General features: G+C 67.1%; 21 protein-coding genes and 1 pseudogene. 14 read left to right on the forward strand and 8 right to left on the reverse strand.

What is annotated here, in order from left to right; genetic code table 11:
• The first annotated feature begins 136 nt into the window (after positions 1 to 136).
• The 5 genes from BJG92_RS15140 (at position 137) to BJG92_RS15160 (ending at position 5062) form a co-directional block, all read left to right on the forward strand.
• Positions 137 to 676, forward strand: a complete 540-nt coding sequence (locus tag BJG92_RS15140; RefSeq protein ID WP_232084823.1) for an NUDIX hydrolase family protein — start codon at positions 137 to 139, stop codon at positions 674 to 676.
• Positions 677 to 807: 131 nt separating this feature from the next.
• Positions 808 to 1860 carry a DUF6707 family protein gene (locus BJG92_RS15145; RefSeq protein ID WP_232084824.1) on the forward strand — a complete coding sequence of 351 codons (1053 nt, stop codon included), beginning with the start codon at positions 808 to 810 and terminating at the stop codon, positions 1858 to 1860.
• A gap of 47 nt (positions 1861 to 1907) precedes the next feature.
• The gene (locus BJG92_RS15150; RefSeq protein WP_232084825.1) at positions 1908 to 2633 is read left to right on the forward strand and encodes an SRPBCC domain-containing protein; all 726 of its coding nucleotides are present in this window, start codon (positions 1908 to 1910) and stop codon (positions 2631 to 2633) included.
• A 33-nt stretch (positions 2634 to 2666) separates the two neighbouring features.
• Positions 2667 to 3965 carry a tRNA guanosine(34) transglycosylase Tgt gene (gene tgt / locus BJG92_RS15155; RefSeq protein ID WP_232084826.1) on the forward strand — a complete coding sequence of 433 codons (1299 nt, stop codon included), beginning with the start codon at positions 2667 to 2669 and terminating at the stop codon, positions 3963 to 3965.
• 152 nt (positions 3966 to 4117) lie between these two features.
• On the forward strand, positions 4118 to 5062 hold the full coding sequence (locus tag BJG92_RS15160; RefSeq protein WP_232084827.1) for a type IV toxin-antitoxin system AbiEi family antitoxin domain-containing protein: 945 nt from the start codon (positions 4118 to 4120) through the stop codon (positions 5060 to 5062).
• 104 nt (positions 5063 to 5166) lie between these two features.
• Here the strand turns inward: BJG92_RS15160 and BJG92_RS15165 are convergent, their stop codons facing one another.
• Positions 5167 to 5862, reverse strand: coding sequence for a queuosine precursor transporter (locus tag BJG92_RS15165; RefSeq protein ID WP_232084828.1), 696 nt, complete (start codon positions 5860 to 5862; stop codon positions 5167 to 5169).
• 170 nt (positions 5863 to 6032) lie between these two features.
• Positions 6033 to 7424 carry an MFS transporter gene (locus BJG92_RS15170; RefSeq protein WP_232084829.1) on the reverse strand — a complete coding sequence of 464 codons (1392 nt, stop codon included), beginning with the start codon at positions 7422 to 7424 and terminating at the stop codon, positions 6033 to 6035.
• A 142-nt stretch (positions 7425 to 7566) separates the two neighbouring features.
• On the opposite strand from BJG92_RS15170, the gene BJG92_RS15175 reads away from it, so the two are divergent.
• Entirely contained in the window at positions 7567 to 8436 is an 870-nt protein-coding gene (locus BJG92_RS15175; RefSeq protein ID WP_232084830.1) for a hydroxymethylpyrimidine/phosphomethylpyrimidine kinase, read from the forward strand.
• Between the two features lie 100 nt (positions 8437 to 8536).
• On the opposite strand, the gene BJG92_RS15180 is transcribed toward BJG92_RS15175, so the two are convergent.
• Positions 8537 to 10285 (reverse strand): pyruvate dehydrogenase, encoded by a 1749-nt coding sequence (locus tag BJG92_RS15180; protein ID WP_232084831.1) that lies wholly within the window; start codon positions 10283 to 10285, stop codon positions 8537 to 8539.
• 307 nt (positions 10286 to 10592) lie between these two features.
• Between BJG92_RS15180 and BJG92_RS15185 the strand changes: the two genes are divergently transcribed.
• Entirely contained in the window at positions 10593 to 10946 is a 354-nt protein-coding gene (locus BJG92_RS15185; protein WP_232084832.1) for a hypothetical protein, read from the forward strand.
• Positions 10947 to 11025: 79 nt separating this feature from the next.
• Here the strand turns inward: BJG92_RS15185 and BJG92_RS15190 are convergent, their stop codons facing one another.
• Positions 11026 to 12534 (reverse strand): helix-turn-helix transcriptional regulator, encoded by a 1509-nt coding sequence (locus BJG92_RS15190; RefSeq protein ID WP_232084833.1) that lies wholly within the window; start codon positions 12532 to 12534, stop codon positions 11026 to 11028.
• Between the two features lie 141 nt (positions 12535 to 12675).
• Here BJG92_RS15190 and aceA point away from each other — a divergent pair, with 141 nt between their 5' ends.
• Both aceA and aceB read left to right on the forward strand, forming a co-directional pair.
• Entirely contained in the window at positions 12676 to 13992 is a 1317-nt protein-coding gene (gene aceA, locus BJG92_RS15195) for an isocitrate lyase (protein WP_232084834.1), read from the forward strand.
• Positions 13993 to 14228: 236 nt separating this feature from the next.
• Positions 14229 to 15893, forward strand: coding sequence for a malate synthase A (aceB, locus tag BJG92_RS15200; protein ID WP_232084835.1), 1665 nt, complete (start codon positions 14229 to 14231; stop codon positions 15891 to 15893).
• A 207-nt stretch (positions 15894 to 16100) separates the two neighbouring features.
• On the opposite strand, the gene BJG92_RS15205 is transcribed toward aceB, so the two are convergent.
• Positions 16101 to 17294, reverse strand: a complete 1194-nt coding sequence (locus BJG92_RS15205; RefSeq protein ID WP_232084847.1) for a CynX/NimT family MFS transporter — start codon at positions 17292 to 17294, stop codon at positions 16101 to 16103.
• A 169-nt stretch (positions 17295 to 17463) separates the two neighbouring features.
• Between BJG92_RS15205 and BJG92_RS15210 the strand changes: the two genes are divergently transcribed.
• From BJG92_RS15210 to BJG92_RS15220, 3 genes are all read left to right on the forward strand, one after another.
• Positions 17464 to 18000: a GNAT family N-acetyltransferase gene (locus tag BJG92_RS15210; RefSeq protein WP_232084836.1), complete on the forward strand. Its 537-nt coding sequence runs from the start codon at positions 17464 to 17466 to the stop codon at positions 17998 to 18000.
• A 55-nt stretch (positions 18001 to 18055) separates the two neighbouring features.
• Positions 18056 to 18763, forward strand: coding sequence for a DsbA family oxidoreductase (locus BJG92_RS15215; protein ID WP_232084837.1), 708 nt, complete (start codon positions 18056 to 18058; stop codon positions 18761 to 18763).
• Positions 18764 to 18830: 67 nt separating this feature from the next.
• The gene (locus BJG92_RS15220) at positions 18831 to 19469 is read left to right on the forward strand and encodes a TetR/AcrR family transcriptional regulator (protein WP_232084838.1); all 639 of its coding nucleotides are present in this window, start codon (positions 18831 to 18833) and stop codon (positions 19467 to 19469) included.
• On the opposite strand, the gene BJG92_RS15225 is transcribed toward BJG92_RS15220, so the two are convergent.
• Both BJG92_RS15225 and BJG92_RS15230 read right to left on the reverse strand, forming a co-directional pair.
• Positions 19466 to 20164: a LytR C-terminal domain-containing protein gene (locus BJG92_RS15225; protein WP_232084839.1), complete on the reverse strand. Its 699-nt coding sequence runs from the start codon at positions 20162 to 20164 to the stop codon at positions 19466 to 19468. The two genes, BJG92_RS15220 and BJG92_RS15225, sit on opposite strands and share 4 nt — an antisense overlap.
• Complete coding sequence (locus tag BJG92_RS15230; protein ID WP_232084840.1) at positions 20157 to 20456, reverse strand: type II toxin-antitoxin system VapB family antitoxin; 300 nt, start codon at positions 20454 to 20456, stop codon at positions 20157 to 20159. The genes BJG92_RS15225 and BJG92_RS15230 overlap by 8 nt, the downstream gene beginning before the upstream one ends.
• Before the next feature lie 181 nt (positions 20457 to 20637).
• Here BJG92_RS15230 and BJG92_RS15235 point away from each other — a divergent pair, with 181 nt between their 5' ends.
• The gene (locus BJG92_RS15235) at positions 20638 to 21552 is read left to right on the forward strand and encodes a hypothetical protein (RefSeq protein WP_232084841.1); all 915 of its coding nucleotides are present in this window, start codon (positions 20638 to 20640) and stop codon (positions 21550 to 21552) included.
• An 85-nt stretch (positions 21553 to 21637) separates the two neighbouring features.
• A complete protein-coding gene (locus BJG92_RS15240; RefSeq protein ID WP_232084842.1) occupies positions 21638 to 23272 on the forward strand; it encodes a stealth family protein in 1635 nt (544 codons plus the stop codon).
• Between the two features lie 88 nt (positions 23273 to 23360).
• Here the strand turns inward: BJG92_RS15240 and BJG92_RS15245 are convergent.
• Positions 23361 to 23833: pseudogene (locus tag BJG92_RS15245) on the reverse strand (phosphodiesterase); the annotation flags it as partial.

Raw genomic sequence — 23833 nt, forward strand, 5'->3', positions numbered from 1 at the left:
GCCGCCATCCCCACCCTGCACGTGGCCACCCCCGATGCGGACGTTGCCGCTGCCCACCCGCCGCTCTGGATCTCCGCGGCCCCGGCCCACGGGTGAGGGGCGCGGGAACGGGGCCGGGATGGGGTAGAACTTAACCATGAACGTTCGCACCCCTGACCCGAATCCCGGCTGGCTGTCCGACGAGGACTTGTTCGAGGCCCGCGGCCGGCTGCCCATGGTCTATGTCGAGGCCGTGCCGGTCAGGCTGGATCCGCTCGGTTTCGTGAACGAGGTCGGCACCCTGCTGCAGGCCGATGAGGACGGCAACATGATCCGGTCCCTGGTCTCGGGCCGGGTGCTGTACCGCGAGACCATCCGGGCTGCCCTGCTGCGGCACATGGAGAAGGACCTCGGCCCGCTGGCCTTCCCGCAACTGCCCATCAGCCCGGTGCCGTTCACCGTAGCCGAATACTTCCCTTCCCCGTCCCACACCGGCTTCACCGATGACCGCCAGCACGCCGTGGCCCTGGCGTACGTCATCCCCGTCACCGGCGACTGCTCCCCGCGGCAGGACGCCCTCGAGCTGACCTGGATGACGCCGCAGGAAGTCATGAGCTCGGACGTGCAGCTGGAATTCAGCGGCGGCCGCGGCGCCCTCATCCGCCAGGCCCTGGCCTTCGCCGGCGTCGGTAACTGACCGCTGCGGAAGAGCCCGGCCGGGGTCCGCGCTGGGCCCGCGAACGCTCCATGGGTCCCCTGCGTCCCGGACTTCATGCGCCCGCCTTTGTAGACTGGTATGCGGACCGCAAGAGAACTTAAGGATTCCAGATGACCCACCCCCCAGCCTCCCGGAACTACAGCCAGCAGCAGGCTGGAGCTCTGCAGAGCGGCGATCATCTGCTTCTGCCCGACGGCGGCCGCTTGGCCGAAGTCCAGCGCGTTGACGTCGAAACCGACGATTTCGGCACCGCCGCCATGGTCTTGGCCACCCTCACCGGTGGCGGCGTGCTGCGCATCGCGGCCGGCTCTCTGGTGACGATCGCCCCGGCTGACGAGGCCCTGCACCCCGCCGGCAGCGATTCGAATGCCGCGGGGGCCGTTTCTGGTAACGCCGGGGCCCCGGGGCACCCTGCGCCGACGGCCCCGGAGCAGGCCGGCGGCGGGGAGGCCGGCGGCGCTGTCGCCGGCGGCGCTGTCGAGGTACCCGCCGCCGTCGTCCCGCCCCTGCCGCCGGCACCGCCCGTGGTGACCGGCCCCAGCGAGGAGGACCTGGCCCTTATCCCGGCCCTGGAGGGCACCCCTGAAGCCGTCGTGGAAGCCGTCGCGCAGGCGCACCCCGGCTCGGTCGGGGTGCTGCTGCTTAGCGAGCGCCTGGCCAAGGGCATCAACACGAAGTCCGGCAGCTGCCTCAAGGACCTCAGCGACCTCGCCCACGAGCTGTTCATCATCCTCAAGGACGCCGAGAGCGCCCTCGCCGTCGCCGATCTCCTGAACGTCCTGCCCTTCGACGGCAACCCTGGCCGTTGGGCATCCGTCGAGTCGTCGCTGGCCCTGTCCAGCTACATCTGCCGCCGGTTGGGGCAGGATCAGCGCGCCGCGGCCTACGAGAGGTTCCTCCGCGCGCCCGATGCCATGGAAGTGGATCCGTTCAAGGCCCGGATCAACGCCAAGGTCCGCCAGCGCTCACTCAACGAGCCGAACCTCTATGACAAGGAAATCTTCCGCGCGATCGACAACGGAAGCCCGGATGCGGAGCGGGAATGGCGGTTGCTGCGGCTCGAGGCGCTGCTGTTCCTGCGCGCCCACGGCGGCTCCGAAACCATCGGCGGCCCGGACCTGGAACGCCGCATCGGCAACGAACTCGAATCCGTCCGCGGCTAAGCAGATAGGCCCTACCCCGCCACGGCAAGGCGTTGTAGATTCACCCCATGACGAACAATCTGAGCGTTGTGATCAACTCCGACGCGCAGCAAGTTTGGACGATGCTGCGCGAACCCGCCAAAGTGGCCCAGTGGCACGGCTGGGAGGCTGACGACCAAGCCGCCGAGATCAACGAAATTTACTTCGGCCCCCATGTGATCGAAGGGGCGGACCACACGTCCCTGGTGGTCGACGGCGGGGACGTCTTCACCCTGGGCCCGGTGCCCACCGGCACGGAAGTCAGCGTCATGCGGGCCGCGGTGGACCACAAGTCCGAGTGGGCCGCGTGGGACGAGGACATCACCCAGGGCTGGCTGACTTTCCTCCAGCAGCTCCGGTTCGCCCTCGAACGGCATCCGCACGGCAAACGGAGGACGCTTTTCCTATCCGTGCCCGGGAATGCGGGGTCGGCCATTGAAAAGCTGGGTCTGTCCGACGTTCCCAAGCCCGGCGAACCGTATGCACTGACCCTGGCCACCGGCGAGGAGGTCTCGGGCAAGGTGTGGTTCCGGAGCAACCACCAGGTGGGGCTGACGGTCCACAACTACGCGGAGCACGGCGAGGGGCTCGTCATCGTCGCGGACCAGCCGGCCATCCCCGACCTCCGGCCCGAGGGCGGCTCCCTCGTGATTGTCTCGACGTACGATCTCGGCGCCCACCAGCTCGCGGCGATCCGCCGCTATTGGGACACGTGGCGGTCTGAGAACTACCCCACATCCGATCCGCTGCACTAATGGTTGCGGGCTGTCAGCTGGCACACTTGAACGGTGCCAGCCAATCCTGCTTCTGATCCTTTGCCCCCCGCGCCTGCCCGGCAGTCCGAGTTCGCCTTCCGCGTGGGCAAACGCCTGAGCGAAAGCTGCTCGCCCTCCGCGGCCCAGGTGACCGAGAACGGCGGGGAGTTCCTGGGCCGCACCGGCACCATCACCACCCCGCACGGGGAGATCCAGACGCCGGCGTTCATCGCCGTCGGCACCAAGGCTACAGTCAAGTCCGTGCTGCCCGAATCCATTGCCGAACTCGGCGCGCAGGCCGTGCTGGCCAACGCCTACCACTTGTACCTGCAGCCCGGCGCGGACATCCTCGATGAGGCCGGCGGGCTAGGCGCGTTCATGAACTGGCCCGGCCCCACCTTCACGGATTCCGGCGGGTTCCAGGTGATGAGCCTGGGCTCGGGCTTCAAGAAGGTCATCGACATGAAATCGGTGGACAATTCCGGGCCCGACGACGCCGTCGCCCCGGGCAAGGAACGCCTCGCGCATGTGGACGAGGAAGGCGTGTGGTTCAAAAGCCACCTCAACGGCGACCGGCACCGCTTCAGCCCCGAGATTTCCATGAACGTCCAGCACCGGATCGGGGCGGACATTATGTTCGCCTTCGACGAGCTCACCACGCTGCAGAACTCCCGCGGCTACCAGGAGGAGTCCCTGGAACGGACCAGGCGCTGGGCCGAACGGTGCATCACCGAGCACTTCCGGCTCACGGACGAGCGCGCCGGCAAACCCTACCAGGCCCTGTTCGGGGTCATCCAGGGCGCCCAGTACGAGGACCTGCGCCGCAAGGCCTGCCGGGATCTTGGCGCCATGAACTTCGACGGCTTCGGGATCGGCGGGGCGCTGGAGAAGGAAAACCTGGGCACGATCGTGCGCTGGTGCAACGAGGAACTGCCGGAAAACAAGCCCCGGCACCTGCTGGGCATCTCAGAACCGGACGACATCTTCACCGCCATCGAGAACGGGGCGGACACCTTCGACTGCGTCTCCCCCACTCGGGTGGCCCGCAACTCGGCGTTCTACCACCCCACCGGCCGGTACAACCTCTCCGGCGCCAAGTACAAGCGCGACTTCGGCCCGCTCCAGGAAGGCTGCGACTGCTACGCCTGCCTGAACTACTCGCGGGCCTACATCCACCACCTGTTCAAGGCCAAGGAGATGGTCTCCGCCACCCTAATCTCGATCCACAACGAGCGCTTCGTGGTGAAGATGGTCGACGACGCCCGGCGCGCCATCGAGGCCGGTAACTTCTTCGACTTCAAGGCCGAGACCCTGGCCCGCTACTACTCCTAGGCTTCCCGGCCCGCCCCTGCCGCCGAATTCGCCGGAAACGTGCCATGTCGCCGGAAGGCCGCGGCGAACTCGCAGGCTTCCGGCGACGTCGTGTTTCCACATAACGACGGCGGGGCCTCCCGGGGACTCGTGCCGTACCCGAAGCTGGCTTCATGCCTCAACAGAACTCGCCCACGCTTCCGATGCGGGGAAACCTTTGGCGCACCGACCAGCTAATCGAGCTGGGCTACGGCTCCCGGTCCATCAAATCGTTGCTGGATTCGGGTTCTCTCGTTCGCCTGCGGTACGGCTGCTATGCCCGTGGCAGCGTGTGGAATGCCCTGCCGGCACCCGTCCGCAGCCGGCAGTTGATCTATGCGCATGCGCACGGAACACTCACGACATCGACCGGCGCCTTCGCCTACAGCCACACTTCCGCAGCGCGTCTGCACCGCCTCTATCTCTGGAACGTGGACGACCTAATCCACGTCCTGCAGAGGGTACGCCCGTCGGCTGAGCGCCACGGCAAGGATGTGCGGTGCCACACACGACCCTTCTCCGACGCTGAAGTGACGCAGGTGAGCGGTCTGCGATCAACGTCGCTGGAGCGGACAGCCGCGGATTGCGCCATGCTCCTGAGCTATCGGCAGGCACTCATCGTTATGGATCATGCGCTGCGTCTGGGTGCGGACCGGTCTCTGCTGCAGGAGATGGCTGATTCACTGGAGGGCCGCCGAGGCATCCGGACCTTCCGCCGCGTACTCGATACGGCCGACGTTCGCTCGGAATCCCCCGGCGAAACGCTGACCCGAGAGCTGTTCCTACGGCTGAGGATCACGATGCCCGAACCGCAGGTTGAAGTCACGAGCCGGATCGGGCGGCATCGTATGGACTTCGCCTGGAAGAAAGAAAAAGTGGCCGTGGAGTTCGACGGCAAGGTCAAATACTTCGACTTCCGGCCCACCGAGGAAGTGCTTTTCGAGGAACGGCGACGCGAAAAGGCCTTGACGGAGGAAGGATGGCTCTTTCTCCGGGTCGAGTGGAAAGACCTCTTCCGGGAACAGGAATTCAAGAACCGTGTGCTCCGGGCGTTGACCGGCCGGCGTCAGTTGTCCTGAACCAAGAGCCCGGCGCCCCGAGTTCGCCGGATGCCCGCGAAGTCGCCGGAACCTTGCCGCGAGTCGGCACCCTTCCGGCGACTTCGGCCGAAGGGCGTGAGCGCTTACGCCCCGTAGCTTGGTTCGCGCGTCTTCACCCAGCGGATGGCGAGCGAGGTCACCGGGACGAAGGCGAACTCCACGAGCGTCTTGTACAGGAATCCCACGAGGACGTAGTTGACGAACATCCCGGCGTCGGAAATCCCGATCACGGAGGCGGCGATGCTGCAGAAGATCAGCGTGTCCACGAATTCGCCCGCCCCCGAGGATCCCATCAGCCGGGCCCAGAGGGACTTCTCGCCGGTCCGGGCCTTCATCTTCACGAGGATCCAGGAGTTGATCGTCTGGCCCGCGAGGAAGGCAAGCAGCGAGGCGAGCACGATCTGCGGAACCGGCCCCAGGGCACCCTCCAGCGCGGACTGCTTGGCCATGCCGTAGCCGTCCTCGAAACCTGGCAGGGCGATGATGGCCCAGTAGCAGAGGGACGCGAACACGGACAGCGCGAAGGCGGTCACGATGGCCTTGCGCGCCACCTTGAATCCGTAGACCTCGCTGATGACATCGCCCAGGATGTAGGCCAGCGGAAAGAGGAAGAACCCGCCGTCCGTGATGATCGGGCCAATGGCCACGCCCTTGGACGCCCCGATGTTGGACAGGATGAGCACCACCGCCATAACGGCCAGCATGATGCCGAAGTACGGCGATCCGATCGAGGCGAACTTCGGCGGAGCGGCAGCCGGGAGGGTCTTGGCGGTAGTCATGGCAGTCCATTCGTAGTGGTTCGCTCGGCGGCCCGGAACGCACTACTCGGCCCGGGGCGGCCGGCTGTATTAGCACTGGAGGGCCCCGGCGACGCGCGCCAGGAACCGCCTCCATTCTCGCACCCCGCGGCGCCGTCCCGCGGTGCGCCGGGTAATCCCCCGCAGGAACCCTAGCGGCGTGAGGCGTCGATGAGGTCCTTGTCGCCGTCCGCCCGGGCGTCCGCAGGCGCCCAGGCGTGCCCCTGCTCGTGGTCCAGGTGCGTGGACTTCTTGTTTTTCAGCGCGAAGATGTAGACCAGCAGCGAGAGTCCGATCGCCACGGTGACGTAGGTGAAGAAGAGGTCCACCTGGCCGGCCTTCTGCAGCGCTGCGCCGATCAGCGGGACGGTGCCGCCAAAGAGCGAGTTGGCGATCGCGTAGCCCAGGCCGACGCCCAGGGCTCGGATGGACGCCGGGAACAGCTCGGCCTTCACGAGGGCGTTGATCGAGGTGTAGCCGCCCACAATCACCAGGCCGCCCATCATGAGCAGGAATGCGGTGAACGGATCTTTGGTGCCGGCCAGGGTGGAGAGCAACGGCCAGGTGAACAGCACGCCGGTGATGCCGAACCAGAGCAGCAGCGGCTTGCGGCCCACTTTGTCCGAGATCATGCCGTAGACCGGCTGCAGCAGCATGAAGATGAACAGCGCCCAGAAGTTGATCACTGAGGTGTCGGTCTTGGCGATGCCGGAGGTATCGTTCATGAACTTGAGGATGAAGTTGGTGTACGTGTAGAACGCAACGGTGCCGCCGAGGGTGACGCCGATGCAGATCAGCAGCGGCTTCCAATACTGGGTGAACAGCAGCTTCATGGTGCCCGGCTGGGCAACGCCTGCCGCGGCCGGCACCTTGGCGGCCTCGACCTGCTCCGCAGACACGGTCTCCTCCATGGAGCGGCGCAGCCACAGCACCACGAGGGCAGCGACACCGCCGATCGCGAACGGGATCCGCCAGCCCCACTCGGTCAGGGCGGACTTGTCCAGGGCGTTCTGCAGGACGACGAGGACCAGCAGTGCCAGCATCTGGCCGCCGATCAACGTGACGTACTGGAAGCTGGAGAAGAAACCGCGCCGCTTCGAGGTGGCGGCCTCGGACATGTAGGTGGCGCTGGTACCGTATTCGCCGCCCACGGAGAAGCCCTGGATCAGCCGGACGAGGATCAGCAGGAGCAGTGCCCAGACGCCGATCTGCTGCGTGGTCGGCAGGATGGCAATGGCGAAGGACCCGGCGGACATCATCGTGACGCTGAGCGTCAGTGCCGCCTTGCGTCCCTTGCGGTCGGCGTAGCGGCCGAAGAACCAGGCGCCGACGGGCCGCATCAGGAACGATGTCGAGAAGACGGCCATGGCCTCAAGACCGGCCTGCAGCTCGTCCTTGGAATTGAAGAAGTGCGACTGGAAATACGCCGCGAAGACTGTGTAGACGTAGAGGTCGTACCACTCCACGAGGTTGCCGGCTGATCCCTTGAGGATGTTGCTCACGGCTTTTCTCGTCCTAGCGGATTCGGTCAGTTGGGTGCTCATCAATGAACCTTCCTGGATCCGGCGCCGCAGGAAAGCAACACCGTCCGCCACCCTAGTAGCCGTGATCCGGAACACTAGGGTTTTGTTCGTATTGGTCATCTGCACAGTGCGGAGGGTTTTCCCGGAGTGGCAGGATAGGGCCATGACTTCTGCTGTTGACTCTCCCGCTGCCGCAGCGCCCGACGCCGTCTCCTCCCCCGCCGTCGCCCTGACCATCGCCGGCTCCGAGGCCACCGGCGGCGCCGGCGCGCAGGCGGATCTGAAGACCTTCCAGGAGCTCGGCGTCTTCGGCATCGCGAACCTGACCTGCATCGTGTCCTTCGACCCGAAGGACAACTGGAACCACCGCTTTGTGCCGATCGACCCGCAGGTCATCGCCGACCAGCTGGAGGCGACGACGGCGGCCTACGGGGCCGCGTCCGGCGCCCCGTCGGTGCTGGAGACCGTGAAGATCGGCATGCTGGGCAGCCCGGCGACGATTTCGACGGTGGCCGCGGCGCTGGCCGCGGGACAGTTCGCCAACGTGGTCCTGGATCCGGTGCTGATCTGCAAGGGCCAGGAGCCTGGCCACGCCTTGGACACCGACCAGGCGCTCAAGGAGCAGATCCTGCCGCTGGCCACCTTCGTCACGCCGAACCACTTCGAGGCCGAGTCCCTCTCCGGCCTTGAAATCACCGACGTCGAATCTCTCAAGGCGGCGGCCGTCCGCATCCACGAACTCAGCGGCGCCGCGGTGCTGGCCAAGGGCGGGGTGCGCCTGGCCGGGCCCGACGCCGTCGACGTCTACTTTGACGGCGAGACCCTGGAAGTCCTGTCCGCCCCGAAGGTGGGCGAGGTGGCGGTGTCCGGCGCCGGCTGCTCTCTCGCCGCGGCTGTGACGGCCGAGCTTGCCAAGGGCGCCAGCCCGCTGGAGGCCGCCCGCACGGCCAAGGCGTTTGTCACCGCGGGGATCCGGAACCGGGTGGCCTCAGGTGCACCGTTCGACGCGCTCTGGCAGGGCGGCCCGCGCTAAAACCTTCCGCAGGCCTCATTGACGCCGACTTCGCCGCAACGTCCCCAGTTCGCCGGAAGCTTCCGGCGAACTGGGGCGCCACCGGCGAACTCGAGAAGGGCTAGCGCCGCGGGATGTTGCGCAGGTTGCTCCGGGCCATGCTCACGGCCTCGCCGGCACCCCGGTTGAGCACCACCTTGGACATGGCCGTGGCGAAGCCGAGGATCTGGGCGCCCTTGATCTTCGGCGGCAGCGAGAGCGCTTTAGGGTCCGTGATCAGCTCCACCAGGGAGGGCCCCGGATGGGCGAAGGCCTCCCGGTACGCGGCCTCGATCTTGGCCGGGTCAGTGACGCGGACCGCGTGGAAGCCCAGGGCCCGGGCCACCGCGGCGTAGTTGGCGTCCGGGACGTCCACGCCGAAATCGGGCAGCCCGTCCACCAGCATCTCCAGTTTGACCATGCCCAGGGTGGAGTTGTTGAAGACCACCACATTGACCGGAAGCCGGTGCGCGGCGACCGTGATCAGCTCGCCCAGCAGCATGGACAGGCCGCCGTCGCCGGACACCGAAACGACCTGGCGGCCCGGGTAGGCCAGCTGGGCGCCGATCGCGTGCGGCAGTGCGTTCGCCATGGAACCGTGCAGGTACGAGCCGATCAGCCGGCGGGTGCCCAGCGGATTGATGTACCGGGCAGTCCAGACGTTGCACATGCCGGTGTCCGCGGTGAAGACCGCATCCTCCGCCGCCACTTGGTCCAGCAGCGAGGCCGCGTACTCCGGGTGGATAGGCTGCCGCGTCCCCACTTTCCGCGTGTAGGCGCCGACGGCTTTGTTCATCAACCGGTCGTGCTTCTTGAGCATCGCATCGAGGAAACGGCGGCTCTTCTTCGGCTTCAGCAGCGGCATCAGCGCGGCCAGCGTGGGCAGCACGTCGCCATGGACGGCGACGTCGACGTCGGTCCGCCGGCCCAGCTTGTGCGCGGCACGGTCCACCTGCGCGGTGCGGGTAGCCGGGAGGAACTGGTCGTACGGGAAGTCCGTGCCGAGCAGGATGAGCAGGTCCGCGTCTTCGATCCCCTCGGCCGCGGCGCCGTAGCCCAGCAGCCCTGTCATGCCGATGTCGTAGGGGTTGTCGTACTGCATGAAGTCTTTGCCACGGAGCGAATGGCCGATCGGCGCTTTGACGGCTTCGGCCAGGGCAATCACCTCGTCGTGGGCGCCCTGGACCCCGATTCCGGCAAAAATCGCCACCTTGTCGGCCGCGTTGATGGCATCCGCGAGTTGCCGCACGCTCTCCGGTGCCGGCGTGAGGGTGGCGGAGACGAACGCGGCGGGAAGCGGGGTTTCAGCCACGGCTTCCAGCCCGGCAATGTCCCCGGGAAGGGTGACGACGGCGACGCCGCGGAGTGCGACGGCGTGCTGGATGGCGCTGTGCATGACCCGGGGCGCCTGTTCGGCGGTGCTGACGAGTTCGGAATACACCGAGCACTCGTTGAAGAGCCGGTCCGGGTGGGTCTCCTGGAAGAAGCTGCTGCCGATCTGCTTGCTCGGGATGTGCGAGGCGATGGCCAGGACCGGGGCACCGGAGCGGTTGGCATCGTAGAGTCCGTTGATCAGATGCAGATTTCCCGGCCCGCACGAGCCGGCGCACACCGCAAGCTTGCCGGTGAGCTGGGCTTCGGCTGCGGCGGCGAAGGCGGCGGCCTCCTCGTGCCGGACGTGGATCCAGTCGATCCCGCCCTTGGCGGCGCCGCCCGTCTTGCGGACCGCGTCGACTATCGGGTTCAGGCTGTCGCCGACAATCCCGTAGATCCGCTGCACGCCGGCAGCCTGGAGTTGTTCGACAAGCTGGGTGGCAAGTTCCTTGGCCATGGGTGCACGCTCCCGGGAGGTGGATCGATGAGCTGACACTGGCCAATATAGTCCGCCCGCCTTGGTGCGGGTTCCAGGTTAGCTGGCGGCGGCGTTCTGCAGGTGGCCCGGTGGGGCCGGTTTTCCACATACGGCCGGCCGCCGTTGAGGTCCGGCGGTCCCCGCTCGTAGCGTTTTGTAGGCAGCCCGCTTCATTTCCACCTAAGGATCGATCTTGACCAGAAAGCACCGCCGTGGCCGTCGGCCGGCAAGTCGAAGCTCCAGTAGGCCCCGGGCCGGAAAACCCGCCGCCAATCCAACTCAGCCTGTGTCGCAGCACGACCAGGCGCTGGGTTCCCTGATCGCATTTGTGGGTTGGCATCGCGAGCACGGCATCTTGCCTGAACTTCCCGTCCTGGAGCAGTTAACCGCGTTCTTCACGAACTACACCGAAATCTTTGGCGGCGCCCCGGTGACCGCAATGGACCCCGGACGCGTCGCTAGGTTCGTGGAGTCGTTCGATGAACCTGATGCCGAATTGGCGTCCTTTTTTTGCGCTTCCCTTTTTGAATATCTGCATTTTCTAAGGGACACGGGCCGCTGGTCCGGCAGCGAGGAACGCTACCGGAATTTGCACCGCGTCCTGCATCGCGGGGTACTCAACGAAAACGTTTCGTCGTAGAGCAACCGCGCGCGGCAGCCGCCAACGGTCATCAGCCCTCCTGCAACGGTGCGTGAGCGTACCGGGAGACCCGACGAGCTCAGCTCCCGGAGTGCGCCTGCAGGAACGAGTAGACCTCGGTTTCGTCCACGCCGGGGAAGGCCCCGGGCGGCATCGCCGCCAGCAGGTGCGAGTGGGCCCGCGCCGAGGGCCAGGCGTTGCCGGCCCACTCCGAGGCCAAAATGGCCGGCGGACGCTTGCAGCAGCTCTCGTCCGGGCACGTCGACTTGGACCGCTCCGTGGTGTCCCGGCCGCGGAACCACTTCACCTGCGCATAGGGAACGCCCACGGAAAGGGAAAATTCCCCGTTCGCGGAGCGCTCCGTCCGCGCCGTGCACCAGAAGGTTCCGGCGGGGGTGTCGGTGTACTGGTTGTAGGCGCTGAACTTGTCCGGGACGTCGAACACCACCCGGGAGGTCCAGTTCTTGCAGGACGGCTGGCCCTCGATCGCGCCGGTGTGGTCCTGCGGGAAGGTCACGCCGTCGTTCTCGTAGGCCTTGTAGATGATGCCGCTCTTGTGCGTCTTCTGGAAGTGCGTGCGGATGTCCAGGTGCTGGGTGGCGAGGTTGGTGAAGCGGTGCGCGGCGGTCTCGTAGGAGACCGCGAAGGCGTCCCGGATGTCCTCCACGGCGATTTCCCTGGCCTGCTTGGCCTGCTGCAGGAACTCCACCGTGGCCTGTTCCGGCAGCAGGAGCGCGGCGGCGAAGTAGTTCGTGGCCACCCGCTGCATCAGGAAGTCACCGTAGTTGGTGGGGGTTTGGTGCCCCAGGACGTAGTGGCCCAGCGCCTGCAGCAGCACCGAACGCGGGTCGTGGTCGCTCCGGGCGTTCTGCGTGAGATAAATCCGGCGGTTCTTAAGGTCGGTCACCGAACGGGTGGAATGCGGCAGGTCGCCCACGTGGTGCAGGCTGAACCCGAGGTGCCCGGCAATGTCCGCGATGACGTGATGGGACAGCGGGCCGCTGGTGTGCCCCACGGAGGCGAGGACTTTCTGGGCTTCGGCCTCGTACTCCGGGAAGTAGTTGTTCCGTTCGCGCATCATGGCGCGCAGCTCCCCGTTCGCGCGGCGTGCCTCTTCCGGCGTCGCAACCTGCTCGTTGAGGCGGCGTTCCAGCTCATGCTGCAGCCCCACCATGGACTCCAGCACGTCCATCGGAAGCCGCGAACTGATGCGGATCTTGGGCAACTTCAGGGACTCATAGATGGGGCTGCGCTGGTAGCGCTCCAGCTCAATCTCCAGGGCCGCGCGGCGGTTGGGCGGCTCCGCGCCCAGCAACTCATCGATGCTGACACCGAGGGCCGCGGCGAGCTGCTGGAGCAGCCCGAGTTTGGGCTCGCGCTTGCCGTTCTCGATCAGGCTCAGCTGGCTGGGGGCCGTTCCCACCGTGGCGCTCAGGTCATCGAGCGTCAGCCCGGCCGCCTTGCGGAGGTGCCGGACGCGGCGGCCCATGCTGATGACGTCCACCTCCGGGACGGCAGGCGAGGCGGCTGAGGCGGGGCGGTTCCAGCTGGCGGGGTGCATTTCTTGAGGATACGCGAAGAAGTGCATTTCTTTCCACTCTTTTGGTCTAGAAGGCCGCTTGAAAGTACAGAAAAGTAGGTCTTACGGAAAAGTTACACACTCCGGACCAGCCAGCCACTCTGCGAAGACGTAGGAGAGCCGGCCCCGGACCCCACCAAGGAGACAAAGATGACTGCAGCATTTGAGCCCACCCAGCAGACGCCCGAAGAGCAGGCCGCCGCCCTGGAGCTTGAGTGGGCCGCCAACCCGCGCTGGGAAGGTGTCACCCGGGACTACAAGGCCTCCGACGTCGTCCGCCTCCGCGGCCGGGTCTCCGAGGAGCACACCCTGGCCCGCCGCGGCTCGGAGAAACTGTGGAAGCAGCTCACCGGGGAGCACAAGGAAGGCACGTACACCAACGCCCTGGGCGCCCTGACCGGCAATCAGGCAGTGCAGCAGGTCAAGGCCGGCCTGCGCGCCATCTACCTTTCGGGCTGGCAGGTTGCCGCCGACGCCAACAACTCCGGCCACACCTACCCGGACCAGTCGCTCTACCCGGCCAACTCGGTGCCCACCGTGGTCCGCCGCATCAACAACGCCCTGCTCCGCGCCGACCAGATCGAGTTCTCCGAAGGCATCCAGACCGTCGAGGACTGGATGGTCCCGATCGTCGCCGACGCCGAGGCCGGCTTCGGCGGCCCGCTCAACGCTTACGAGCTCATGAAGTCCATGATCCAGGCCGGCGCCTCGGGCGTGCACTGGGAAGACCAGCTCGCCTCGGAGAAGAAGTGCGGCCACCTCGGCGGCAAGGTCCTGATCCCCAGCCAGCAGCACGTCCGCACGCTGAACGCCGCCCGCCTGGCAGCCGACGTCGCCGGCACCCCGTCCGTCATCATCGCCCGCACCGACGCCGAGGCAGCCACCCTGATCACCTCCGACGTCGATGACCGGGACAAGGAATTTGTCACTGGCGAGCGCACCGCGGAAGGCTTCTACAAGGTCCGCAACGGCATCGAACCCTGCATCGCCCGCGCCAAGGCTTACGCCCCGTACTCGGACCTCATCTGGATGGAAACGGGCACCCCGGACCTGGAGCTGGCCCGCAAGTTCGCCGAAGCCGTCAAGGCCGACTTCCCGGACCAGATGCTCTCCTACAACTGCTCGCCGTCGTTCAACTGGAAGAAGCACCTCGACGACGCCACGATCGCCAAGTTCCAGCGCGAACTCGGCGCCATGGGCTTCACCTTCCAGTTCATCACCCTGGCCGGCTTCCACGCCCTGAACTACTCGATGTTCGATCTCGCCCACGGCTACGCCCGTGAAGGCATGAGCGCGTACGTCGAGCTGCAGGAGAAGGAGTTCGCCTCCGAGTCCCGCGGCTACACCGCGACCAAGCACCAGCGCGAAGTCGGCACCGGCTACTTCGATGACATCGCAACTGCGCTCAACCCGAACGCATCCACCCTGGCCCTGGTGGGATCCACCGAAGAAGGCCAGTTCCACTAACTGCCCGACGGCGGGCCTTGTGTCCGGCCTTCGGACAGCTGTCCGTCGGCAAACCGGAGAATCCTCTGCGTGCTATTCCCCATGTCCGGCGCCGACCTCGCTAAGCGAGGACGACGCCGGACATGGGGCCCCTTTTACGCACGCTGCCGGATCACCGATTCACCTCCTCGTTGCTACGTCACCAAAGGCGACAACCGCCGTCGAACATTTGCTTCTTCTCTAGGGAGAGATTTGAAATGAACAGCTTCACTGACAACTTCACCATCAACGGGATCACGCTGACCGCGCAGCCCATCTGCCGGCAGAACGAGGTGCTCACGCCGGACGCGCTGGCGTTCATCGCCAAGCTGCACAAGGCCACCGCAGGCCGTCGGATGGAGCTGTTGCAGGCCCGCCGCGACCGCCGCCAGCAGATCGGCAAAGGCCAGGACCCGCGGTTCCTGCGCGAGACCGAATCCGTCCGCAACGATCCGAACTGGCGCGTCGCTCCCCCCGCTCCGGGCCTGGAGGACCGCCGGGTCGAAATCACCGGCCCGGTGGATAAGAAGATGACCATCAACGCGCTGAACTCCGGCGCCAAGGTCTGGCTCGCGGACATGGAGGACTCCTCCACCCCGTCGTGGCGCAACGTCATCCAGGGCCAGCTCAACCTCACCGATGCGCTGGAACGCCGGATCGACTTCACGTCCCCGGAGGGCAAGGAGTACAAGCTGGGCGCCGCCGAGGGCCTGCCCACCATCGTGGTCCGCCCCCGCGGCTGGCACCTGCCGGAAAAGCACATGCTCATTGACGGCACCCCGATTGCCGGCGGCATCGTGGACTTCGGCCTGTACTTCTTCCACAACGCCCGCCGCCTGATCGCCCAGGGCAAGGGCCCGTACTTCTACCTGCCGAAGATCGAGAACCACCTCGAGGCCCGGCTCTGGAACGACATCTTCGTCCTGGCCCAGGACCTGCTTGGCATCCCGCAGGGCACCATCCGCGCCACCGTGCTGATCGAGACCATCACTGCGGCGTTCGAAATGGAGGAGATCCTCTACGAACTGCGCGACCACGCCGCGGGCCTCAATGCCGGCCGCTGGGACTACATCTTCTCCCTCATCAAGAATTTCCGCACCCGCGGCCCCCGCTTTGTCCTGCCGGACCGCAGCCAGGTCACCATGACCCAGCCCTTCATGCGCGCCTACACCGAACAGCTGGTCCGGGCCTGCCACAAGCGCGGCGCCATGGCGATCGGCGGGATGGCCGCGGCTGTCCCCAACCGCAAGGACGAGGAAGCGAATGCGAACGCTTTCGAGAAAGTCCGCGCGGACAAGACCCGCGAGGCCGGCGACGGCTTCGACGGGTCCTGGGTGGCGCACCCGGACCTGGTTCCGGTGTGCCGCGAGGTGTTCGACGGCGTCCTCGGCGACCGTCCGAACCAGCTGGAGCGGCTCCGCGAGGACGTCATCCCGGACGACCGCGCGCTGATCGATATCGCCTCCACCACAGGCACCATCACCGAACAGGGCATCAGGAACAACATCGAGGTGGGCATCCGCTACATCGAGTCCTGGCTGCGCGGCAACGGTGCCGTCGCCATCCACAACCTGATGGAGGACGCCGCCACCGCGGAGATCTCCCGCTCGCAGCTGTGGCAGTGGATCTTCGCCCGCGCCATCACGGACAGCGGCGACGTCATCACCCGTGAGTGGGTGGAGGACATGCTCGACGAGGAGTTCGCCAAGCTGGAACGCTTCGAAGGGGACCGCTTCGCGGACTCACGGGACATCTTCGAGGAAGTCACGCTCAGCACCTCGTTCCCCGCCTTCCTGACGCTCCCGGCCTACGACCGCTTCCTCCATGAAGCGCGCGACGGCGGCGACGTCGCCAGCGGGGACCCCAAGCTCGTCCCCGCCTAAGGTCCGTTCAGGACCACAGGAAGGTACAGATTTCCGTCTGCTGGGCCGCCACCGCCCTCGCAACAGGCACCCCCGAAATCCGGGGCGGCGGCCCAGCGGCGGAAGACCCCTTGAGGACTCGACAACGGCGTCGAGGTGTCAGTTAAGGCCCATGTTCCCCGTGAACATGGGCCTTAGCTGTCCCCTCGGTGCCCCCGATGACGTAGTTCAGTGCGCGTCGGGGACGTGCCGGAGGGACAGCGCGGTGCCGAGGATGAACATGGTCACCGAACCAAGCACCATCAGCAGCGGGCCGGTCCAGGATCCCGAGGCGCCGTTCACGTAGCCCAGCAGGGTCGGCGCCAGGGCCCCGACGGAGTAGCCAACACCCTGCACGACGGCGGACATCCGGCCGGCCGAGGCCTGGTCCCTGGCCAGTCGGATGATGGCGATGAAGATCAGCGTGATGCCTCCGCCCTGGGCGATGCCGCCGCATGAAGACCACAGCCACCACAGCTCCGGCGCCAGCAGCAGGCCCACCGGCACGGTCAGCCACAAGAGGCCCAAGGTGAGTCCGACCGTCGTCGTACTGGCGAAACGGGCCGCGAGCGGAACGCCCAGGCCCCCCACGATGGCGAGGATCTGGAACAGCGAGGACCCGGCGCCTGCCGCCGCGGCCGTCATGCCCAGCTCATCCGCGAGGATGCTGGGCAGCCAGGCGGTCACCCCGTAGTACGAGAAGGCCTGCCCGGCGAACCCTGCGGTCAGTCCGACCGTAATCCAGCGCGACGCCGGCTTGGTCCCGGCGTGCGGAGGGCCCGGGGCGGGGACCGGCTCAGGGTGGAAGGCCCGGCTGCCGACGGCGAGCACCCAGGCAAGCAACGCCGCGACAGCGAAGAGTCCGCAGGAGGCCAGGGCCAGCCGCCACCCGAGCAGCGCGGCCAGCGGCGCCATCACCATGGCCGTGATGAACGAGCCGATGTTCAGGGCCGCGGTGTAGATGCCCATGGCTGTGGCCTGCCGGCCCGGAGCGAAGTCGCGCCGGATGATCAGCGGTACGGCGATGTTTCCGATCGTGATGGCGAGGCCGAGAATCACCGTGCCGAGCATCACCACGGCGCCGTTGCCTGCCGAACGGACCATGACGCCCAGCAGCACTCCCAGGAGGGTGAGCGTGACGGCGACTTCCGCGCCGAGTCTGCGTCCGGCCAGCGAGGCGAGCGGTGCTGCGATGGCGAAGCACAGCACCGGGATGCCGGTGAGGAATCCGAGTTCCACGGGTGTGAAGCCGAGTTCCGCCTGCATCAGGCCGACCACCGGCGCCACGGCCACGAACGGGCCGCGCATGTTCAGGGCGATGAGCCCGATGGCGGCCAGCAGGATCCAACTGCCTGGCACCTTGGCGAGGACGCTGGCGCTCATGGGTGCCGCGGCCGGGCCGGCTGGCAGAAACATGCTTTCATCAGTCCCATTGCTATCACGGGCCCGGGCAGGCTCCGGCGAATATGACAGCAGCACGGATTTCCGGGGCGGCGTGCCGTGTCCGTGTCACAGATACTTTTGCCCGCCGTCCGCGGACTAGGGTTTTGGCATGACGCACCTCATCCGGACAGCAACCGTGGACGACGCCGGAAGGCTGGCGGGGCTCGCGGCCGTCACGTTTCCGCTGGCCTGTCCGCCAGAATCCTCACCAGCCGACATCGCCGCCCACCTCGCGGCCACCCTCAGCGAGGCGAACTTCCGCGCCTACCTGGCCGATCCGGACGTGACCGTCCTCGTGATCGACGCCGGCGGCGGGCTCCGGGGCTACAGCCTGTTGGCCGCCCGCCCGGTCCGGGACCCGGATGTGGCCGCGGTCCTGACAGAACTGCCCTGCACCGAACTCAGCAAATGCTACGTCCACCCGGACTACCATGGCTTGGGCGCCGCGGCAGAACTGATGCGCGCGAGCATCGACGCGGCCGGGTCGGCCGGCGCCCGGGGACTCTGGCTGGGAGTGAACAACCAGAATGCCCGCGCCATCCGGTTCTACGAGAAATCGGGCTTCCGGAAGGTCGGCACCAAGTCCTTCACGCTCGGGAACACGGTGGAACACGACTTCGTCATGGAACGCCCGCTCACCGCGTGACCAAACCGACAGGCCGCCGGGGAATGGGGCCGGCCTCCTCCGGGTTGTGGCGAGCATGAAGATTGAGATCTGGTCCGACGTCGCCTGCCCCTGGTGCTTCATCGGCAAGCGCCGTTTTGAAACGGCCCTCGCGGCCTTCGAGCACCGTGAGTCAGTGGAGGTGACGTGGCGCAGCTACCAGCTGGACCCCACGCTCCCGGATCACTACGACGGCACCGAACTGGACTACCTGAGTACCCGCAAGGGCATGGCGCCGGAGCAGGTCGCCGGGATGTTCGAGCATGTGGCCGCCCAGGCCAAAGGCGAGGGCCTCAACTACCGTTTCGACGACGTCGTGGTCGCCAACAGTTTTACTGCGCATCGGCTGATCCACCTCGCCGCGGCGCACGGGCAGCAGGACGCCGCCAAGGAGCGCCTGCTCAGCGACCACTTCGAGCGGGGCTTGGACATCGGCAGCCGGGACTACCTCACCTCGCTGGGGCTGGACCTGGGGATAGCCGCCGCCGAGCTGGATGAACTGTTCACCACCGATAAATACGCCGACGACGTCCGTCACGACTTCGAGGAGGGGCGGGCGCTGGGCATCAACGGCGTCCCGTTCTTCGTGATCGACCGCAAGTTCGGACTTTCCGGCGCCCAGCCCGCCGAGACGTTCACCGCGGCCCTCGAACAGGCGTGGCAGGACAGCCGGCCGCTCGCCATGGTCAATGCCGCCGGGGACGGCGGCGCAGACGCCTGCGGCCCGGACGGCTGCGCCACCTAGTCCGCAGGACAGCAACGGCTCGCCGGCATAACGCCGGTTTGCTGACAGATCGCGCTAAAGTGTCCGTATGCCCAGGATTTCGGCCGCGAGCAACGCCGCCCAACGCGCCGACACGCAGCACCGCATCCTGACCGCGTTCGGGGAACTCCTGTTCACCCACGGACTCCCGGGCCTGACCATGACCGACGTCGCCCGGCACGCCCGGATCGGCCGCACGGCCGTGTACAACTACTACGCGGACATCGAAGAGCTCCTGATCGCCTACGCCCTGGAGGAGACGGAACGGTTTCTCCTGGACCTGCGGGCGTCGCTGGACTCCCTGGCGAACCCTGTGGAGCGGCTGGCCCTCTACGTGCGCGCCCAGGTGGAGGACCTCAGCCGCCGGCACCTGCCGCCCGGGCCCGCCATGGGCGCCGTCCTTTCCCCGGCATCCTTCGCGAAGCTCGCGGACCACGTGGGCGAGCTCAGCGTGCTCCTGCAGGGCATCCTGCGGGACGGGATGTCCCAGCGCTACCTGCCGGAGGGGGACATCAGCCACCTGGCACAGCTCATCCACGGCACGCTCTCCTCGAGTGCAGCCCGGGGCGACGGCGCCGGCCAGGACGCCGGGGCGGAGGCCCGGATCGCCCGGACGGTGCGGTTCATCCAGCTCGGCGCCGGTGCAAGGTTCGACGACGCCGGCCGGCCCGTACGGCTCAGCGCCTAGCTGCCGGTCGGCAGCCCGGAGGGAAGCCCGGTCGGAAGCCCGGTCGGATCGACGGGGAACGTGGTTTCCTCAACGAGGCGCCGGTCCTCCCGCGGGCAGACGAGCTTGCCGGGTGTCTGGTCCACCAGTTCGGGCTTCGCCAGCCCCTTGTAGTCGCCGGTGAGGATGACGTCCACGCTCGGATCGGCGCGGCCGTCCTGGAAGTAGTCAGAGCCGGGAAGATTGCGCTGGACGCTGAACGCGGCCGACTGGCCCGCGGCCCCGGAGACCACCACCGCGACGCCGCGGTAGCCCGCCGTCGTGTTCGCGACGGCCCCCACCATGAATTTGCGGGCAGCGAACTCGTCGGCCACGCTCCGGGCCAGGCCAGGACGCGAGGTTGCATTGAAGACGTTGAGCTTGATCTTTTCCGGCGGCGTGTAGTCGTAGGAGGCCTCCGGGCAGACGGGCCCTGCCGCGTGGCTGCGCTCCGCCGTCGGGATCTTGATTTGTCCGTTCATGATCGCCAGGGCCACCACGATCGCGGCGGCAATCAGCCCCACAAGCAGCACCAGGACCACGCCGTGCAGGATGCGGCGCCGCATCCTGGCCGGATTTTCCAGTTCGTCATCCTCACTGAAGGTGACCCGCAAATCGGAGCCCGTGATGACGCGGTGTCCATGCAGGACGGTGACGTCCTTAGGCCCTTTAGCCACTGATCACCAGGACGCGCGCGTGAATCGCGGTTCGCTGGTGCAGGGCGGTCCGGACGGCGCGGTGCAGCCCGTCCTCCAGGTACAGGACGCCGCGGAACTCCACTACGTGCGGGAACAGGTCACCGAAGAACGTGGAATCCTCCGCGAGCAGGGCTTCCAGGTCCAGCGTGCGCTTGGTGGTCACCAGCTCATCCAGCCGGACCGGACGCGGCGGCAGGGCCGCCCAGTCCTTGGGCGTGTTGAAACCATGGTCGGGGTAAGGGCGGCCCTCGCCCACAGCTTTGAATATCACCCTGCAAGCCTATGGAAGTTGGCAGGTCAAAGGAATCATTGACCGCCGCGGGCGTGAGGTTGTAGCCAAACGGTAACCATAAGTGAGTTCACGTGTCTCCCGGCGTGCCTGGCCGGCACGGGGCTCCCGCCGCGGGCCACGCCGCACGCACAGGGGGCGTACCGGCTGAGAGAATAGGGGCATGACTGATTCCCAGACCCCGGCCTCGTCCCCGCCGTTGGCTCCCCGGCTGGCCCTGCTGCTGGACGTCGACGGGCCGGTCGCCAGCCCGCTCACCCGAGAGGTACGGCCCGCGATCATCTCGGACATGCTGGCGCTGGCCGCCGCCGGGATCCCGGTGACCTTCAACACCGGACGCTCGGATGCCTTCATCCGCGAGCAGGTCATGGAGCCGATGATCGCCGCGGGCATGCCGGCCGGGACCGTCATCGACGCCATCTGCGAGAAGGGCGCCGTCTGGTTCAGCTTCACCGCGGCGGGCCCCGGCCCGGTCCACGTGGACCGGGAGCTGGCCATTCCCCGCGGCTTCGGGGACGACGTCCGCCGCCTCGTCGCTGAGGACTACTCCACCCACATGTTCTTCGATGAAACCAAACTGGCCATGGTTTCCGTGGAGCAGCACGTCGCCGTGGCCAACGCCGACTACCGCGCCGAACAGGAACTGTTCGACGCCGATGCCATGGAACTGATGGCACGGCACGGCCTTGGGGTGGTGCGCCTGGACCACCACGCCCCGGATTCCGATGACCAGGTGGACTACCGCGTGGACCCGACGATCATCTCCACGGACATCGAGTCCGTCCGGCTGGGCAAGGACCTCGGCGCCAGCCGGGCCGTGGAACTGCTCGCTGCCCGCGGCATCACCCCGCAGGCCTGGCGCACGGTGGGTGACTCCCGCACTGACTACGCCATGGCCGACTGGTTGCACCACAACGACCACGCGGTCAAGCACGTCGACGTCCGCCCGGCCGACGGTGTCCCGGCGAAGCCCTACGATGTCCTCACGGCGGCGGATCTAGGGCTGCCGGAGGAGGTCATCCACGACGACGCCGGCGCGGCCTTCCTGCGCAACTGGCGCGCCGCCCTCACCGGCTGACCATGCGCTACCCCAGCCGTCACGTTGCCGCAACGGGGGCGTTTCTCCGGCGGTTTTCCGGGGTGATTTTTGGTCCCGAGTTATTATGCAAGTAGGTACTAGCCCACGCACAGAAGCACGGAGAAAGAACATTACAGACGCACTGGTCCAGGATGAGGTCTATTACGGCAGCCAGGCCTCAGAGGATGCCCACGAGGAGGTCACGTCCGCGGCTGCCGGCGCCAGGTTCCGTGCCCGCCCGGACGTCGTCCGCCGGCGCGGCCGGTTCGCTCTGGTCAACGAAAACCGGACGCCCTACCAAGCCATGGTCGAAGACCTGATGTTCATCCGGTCCGTCCTGGACGGCGCGGGCCTGGACTACCTGCTGGTCCGCGGGAACAATCACCGGCCGGTCATCGCCGTTGACTGGAAAGACCGGAAGGGACTCCGCGACGCGCTCGTGGAGGCCTGGCACGATGAGCCGTTCTACTCGATGAGTGTCGACGCGAAGAAGAAGTCCTCGGTGCTGGTGGCCGACGGCGAGCTTTCCCCCAACCGCCAGGCCCGCATTTTCCGCTTGTACCGGCCACGGGTAGAACCCGAAGGCGGCTTCGAATTCGGCGCGTCCGCTGGGGTCCAAGTGGAGCTGTGGAGCTTCAAGGGTGACCAGCTGATCCTCCCGATCGAGAACTCGCTGACCCGCCGGACCATGCTTGCCCAGGATGCCGTCCGCGGCACTGTGGAGCGGTACGGCCGCACCTGGCCGACCATCGAGAACATGTTCGCGGACCACGCCAGCGACATCAGCTTCGACGTCGATCTCGTGTTCTCCTGGGTGGATGGCAGCTCCCCGGAGTACATCGCCGCCCGCCGCGCCCGCATGGCCGGCGTCGTCGTGGGCGAAGGCGATGACCACGAGGCCCGCTTCCGCCAGATCGACGAACTCAAGTACGCCCTGCGCTCGGTCTACATGTTCGCGCCGTGGATCCGCCGGATCTTCATCGCCACGGACTCCCCCACCCCGTCCTGGCTGGCGGACCACCCGGGCGTGACCGTGGTCCGCAGCGAGGAGTTCTTCGCCGACCCTTCAGTGCTCCCCACCCATAACTCGCAGGCCGTCGAGTCCCAGCTCCACCACATCGAGGGCCTCTCCGAGCACTTCCTGTACTCCAACGACGACATGTTCTTCGGGCGGGCCGTGGGACCGGACATGTTCTTCACCCCGGGGGGCGTCACCAAGTTCATCGAGGCCGAAACCCGGATCGGGCTCGGTGACAACGACGCCGAGCGCAGCGGCTTCGAGAACGCCGCCCGGGTCAACCGGAAGCTCCTTTGGGACCGCTTCGGCCGGATCACCACCCGGCACCTGGAACACACCGCCGCCCCGCTGCGGCGCAGCGTGGCGGCCCGGATGGAGACCGAATTCCCGGCAGAGTTCGCCAAGACGGCCGCCAGCACGTTCCGGGCGGCAGACAACATCTCCGTGACCAACTCGTTCTACCACTACTACGCGCTGCTCACCGGACGCGCCGTTACCCAGACCGCGGCCAAGGTGCGTTACGTGGACACCACGGCCCGGGCTGGCCTCAACTACCTGCCCAAGCTGCTCACGCGGCGCAATATGGATTTCTTCTGCCTCAATGACGGCAGCTTCCCCGAGGTGCCGGCAGCGGAACGCGCCGAACTGGTCACCGACTTCCTGGAAAAGTACTACCCCATCAAGGCCCCCTGGGAGAAGTAGCCAGGCGGCGCGGCTGGCGCGGCGGCTGGCCGGCGGCGCGGCGGGCGGCGCCGCCGTTCCCGTTCCCGTTCCCGTTCCCGTTGCGGGATTAGTTGCGGGCGGTCAGCCGGCGGCTGCTAGGGACCCTTGCCGGGTCCTCAAGCTTCGCCTTGTCCGGGATGCGGATCCCTGCCGCCGCAATCCGCCGCTGTGTTTCCTCGGCCGAGACGAGCTCGCCGACGGCGGGGGTGTCGCCGAGCAGGACCACGGAGTGCACGATTGTGTGCTCGTAGACGTGGACGAGGTTGAACGCCTGGCCGCCGTCGCGTCCCCGGGTTCCGCCAACGGGAACGTTGAGGTCCTGCGTGTAGCAGGTCGCTGACGCCACCGAGACCGGAATCCCGGCGAACGTCGCCGTCGTCGAATAGTGCAGGTGGCCGCCCAAAATGGCCCGGACGTCGGAGTTCCGCAGGACCCCGGCCAGAGCCGCCTGGTTTCGCAGTTCCACGAGGACCGCGAGATCCAGCACCGACGGCACCGGCGGGTGGTGCAGGGCAAGGATCGTGCCGTCCGGGGCGGGGG

Source organism: Arthrobacter sp. SO5 (assembly GCF_020532805.1).
GTDB lineage: Bacteria > Actinomycetota > Actinomycetes > Actinomycetales > Micrococcaceae > Arthrobacter.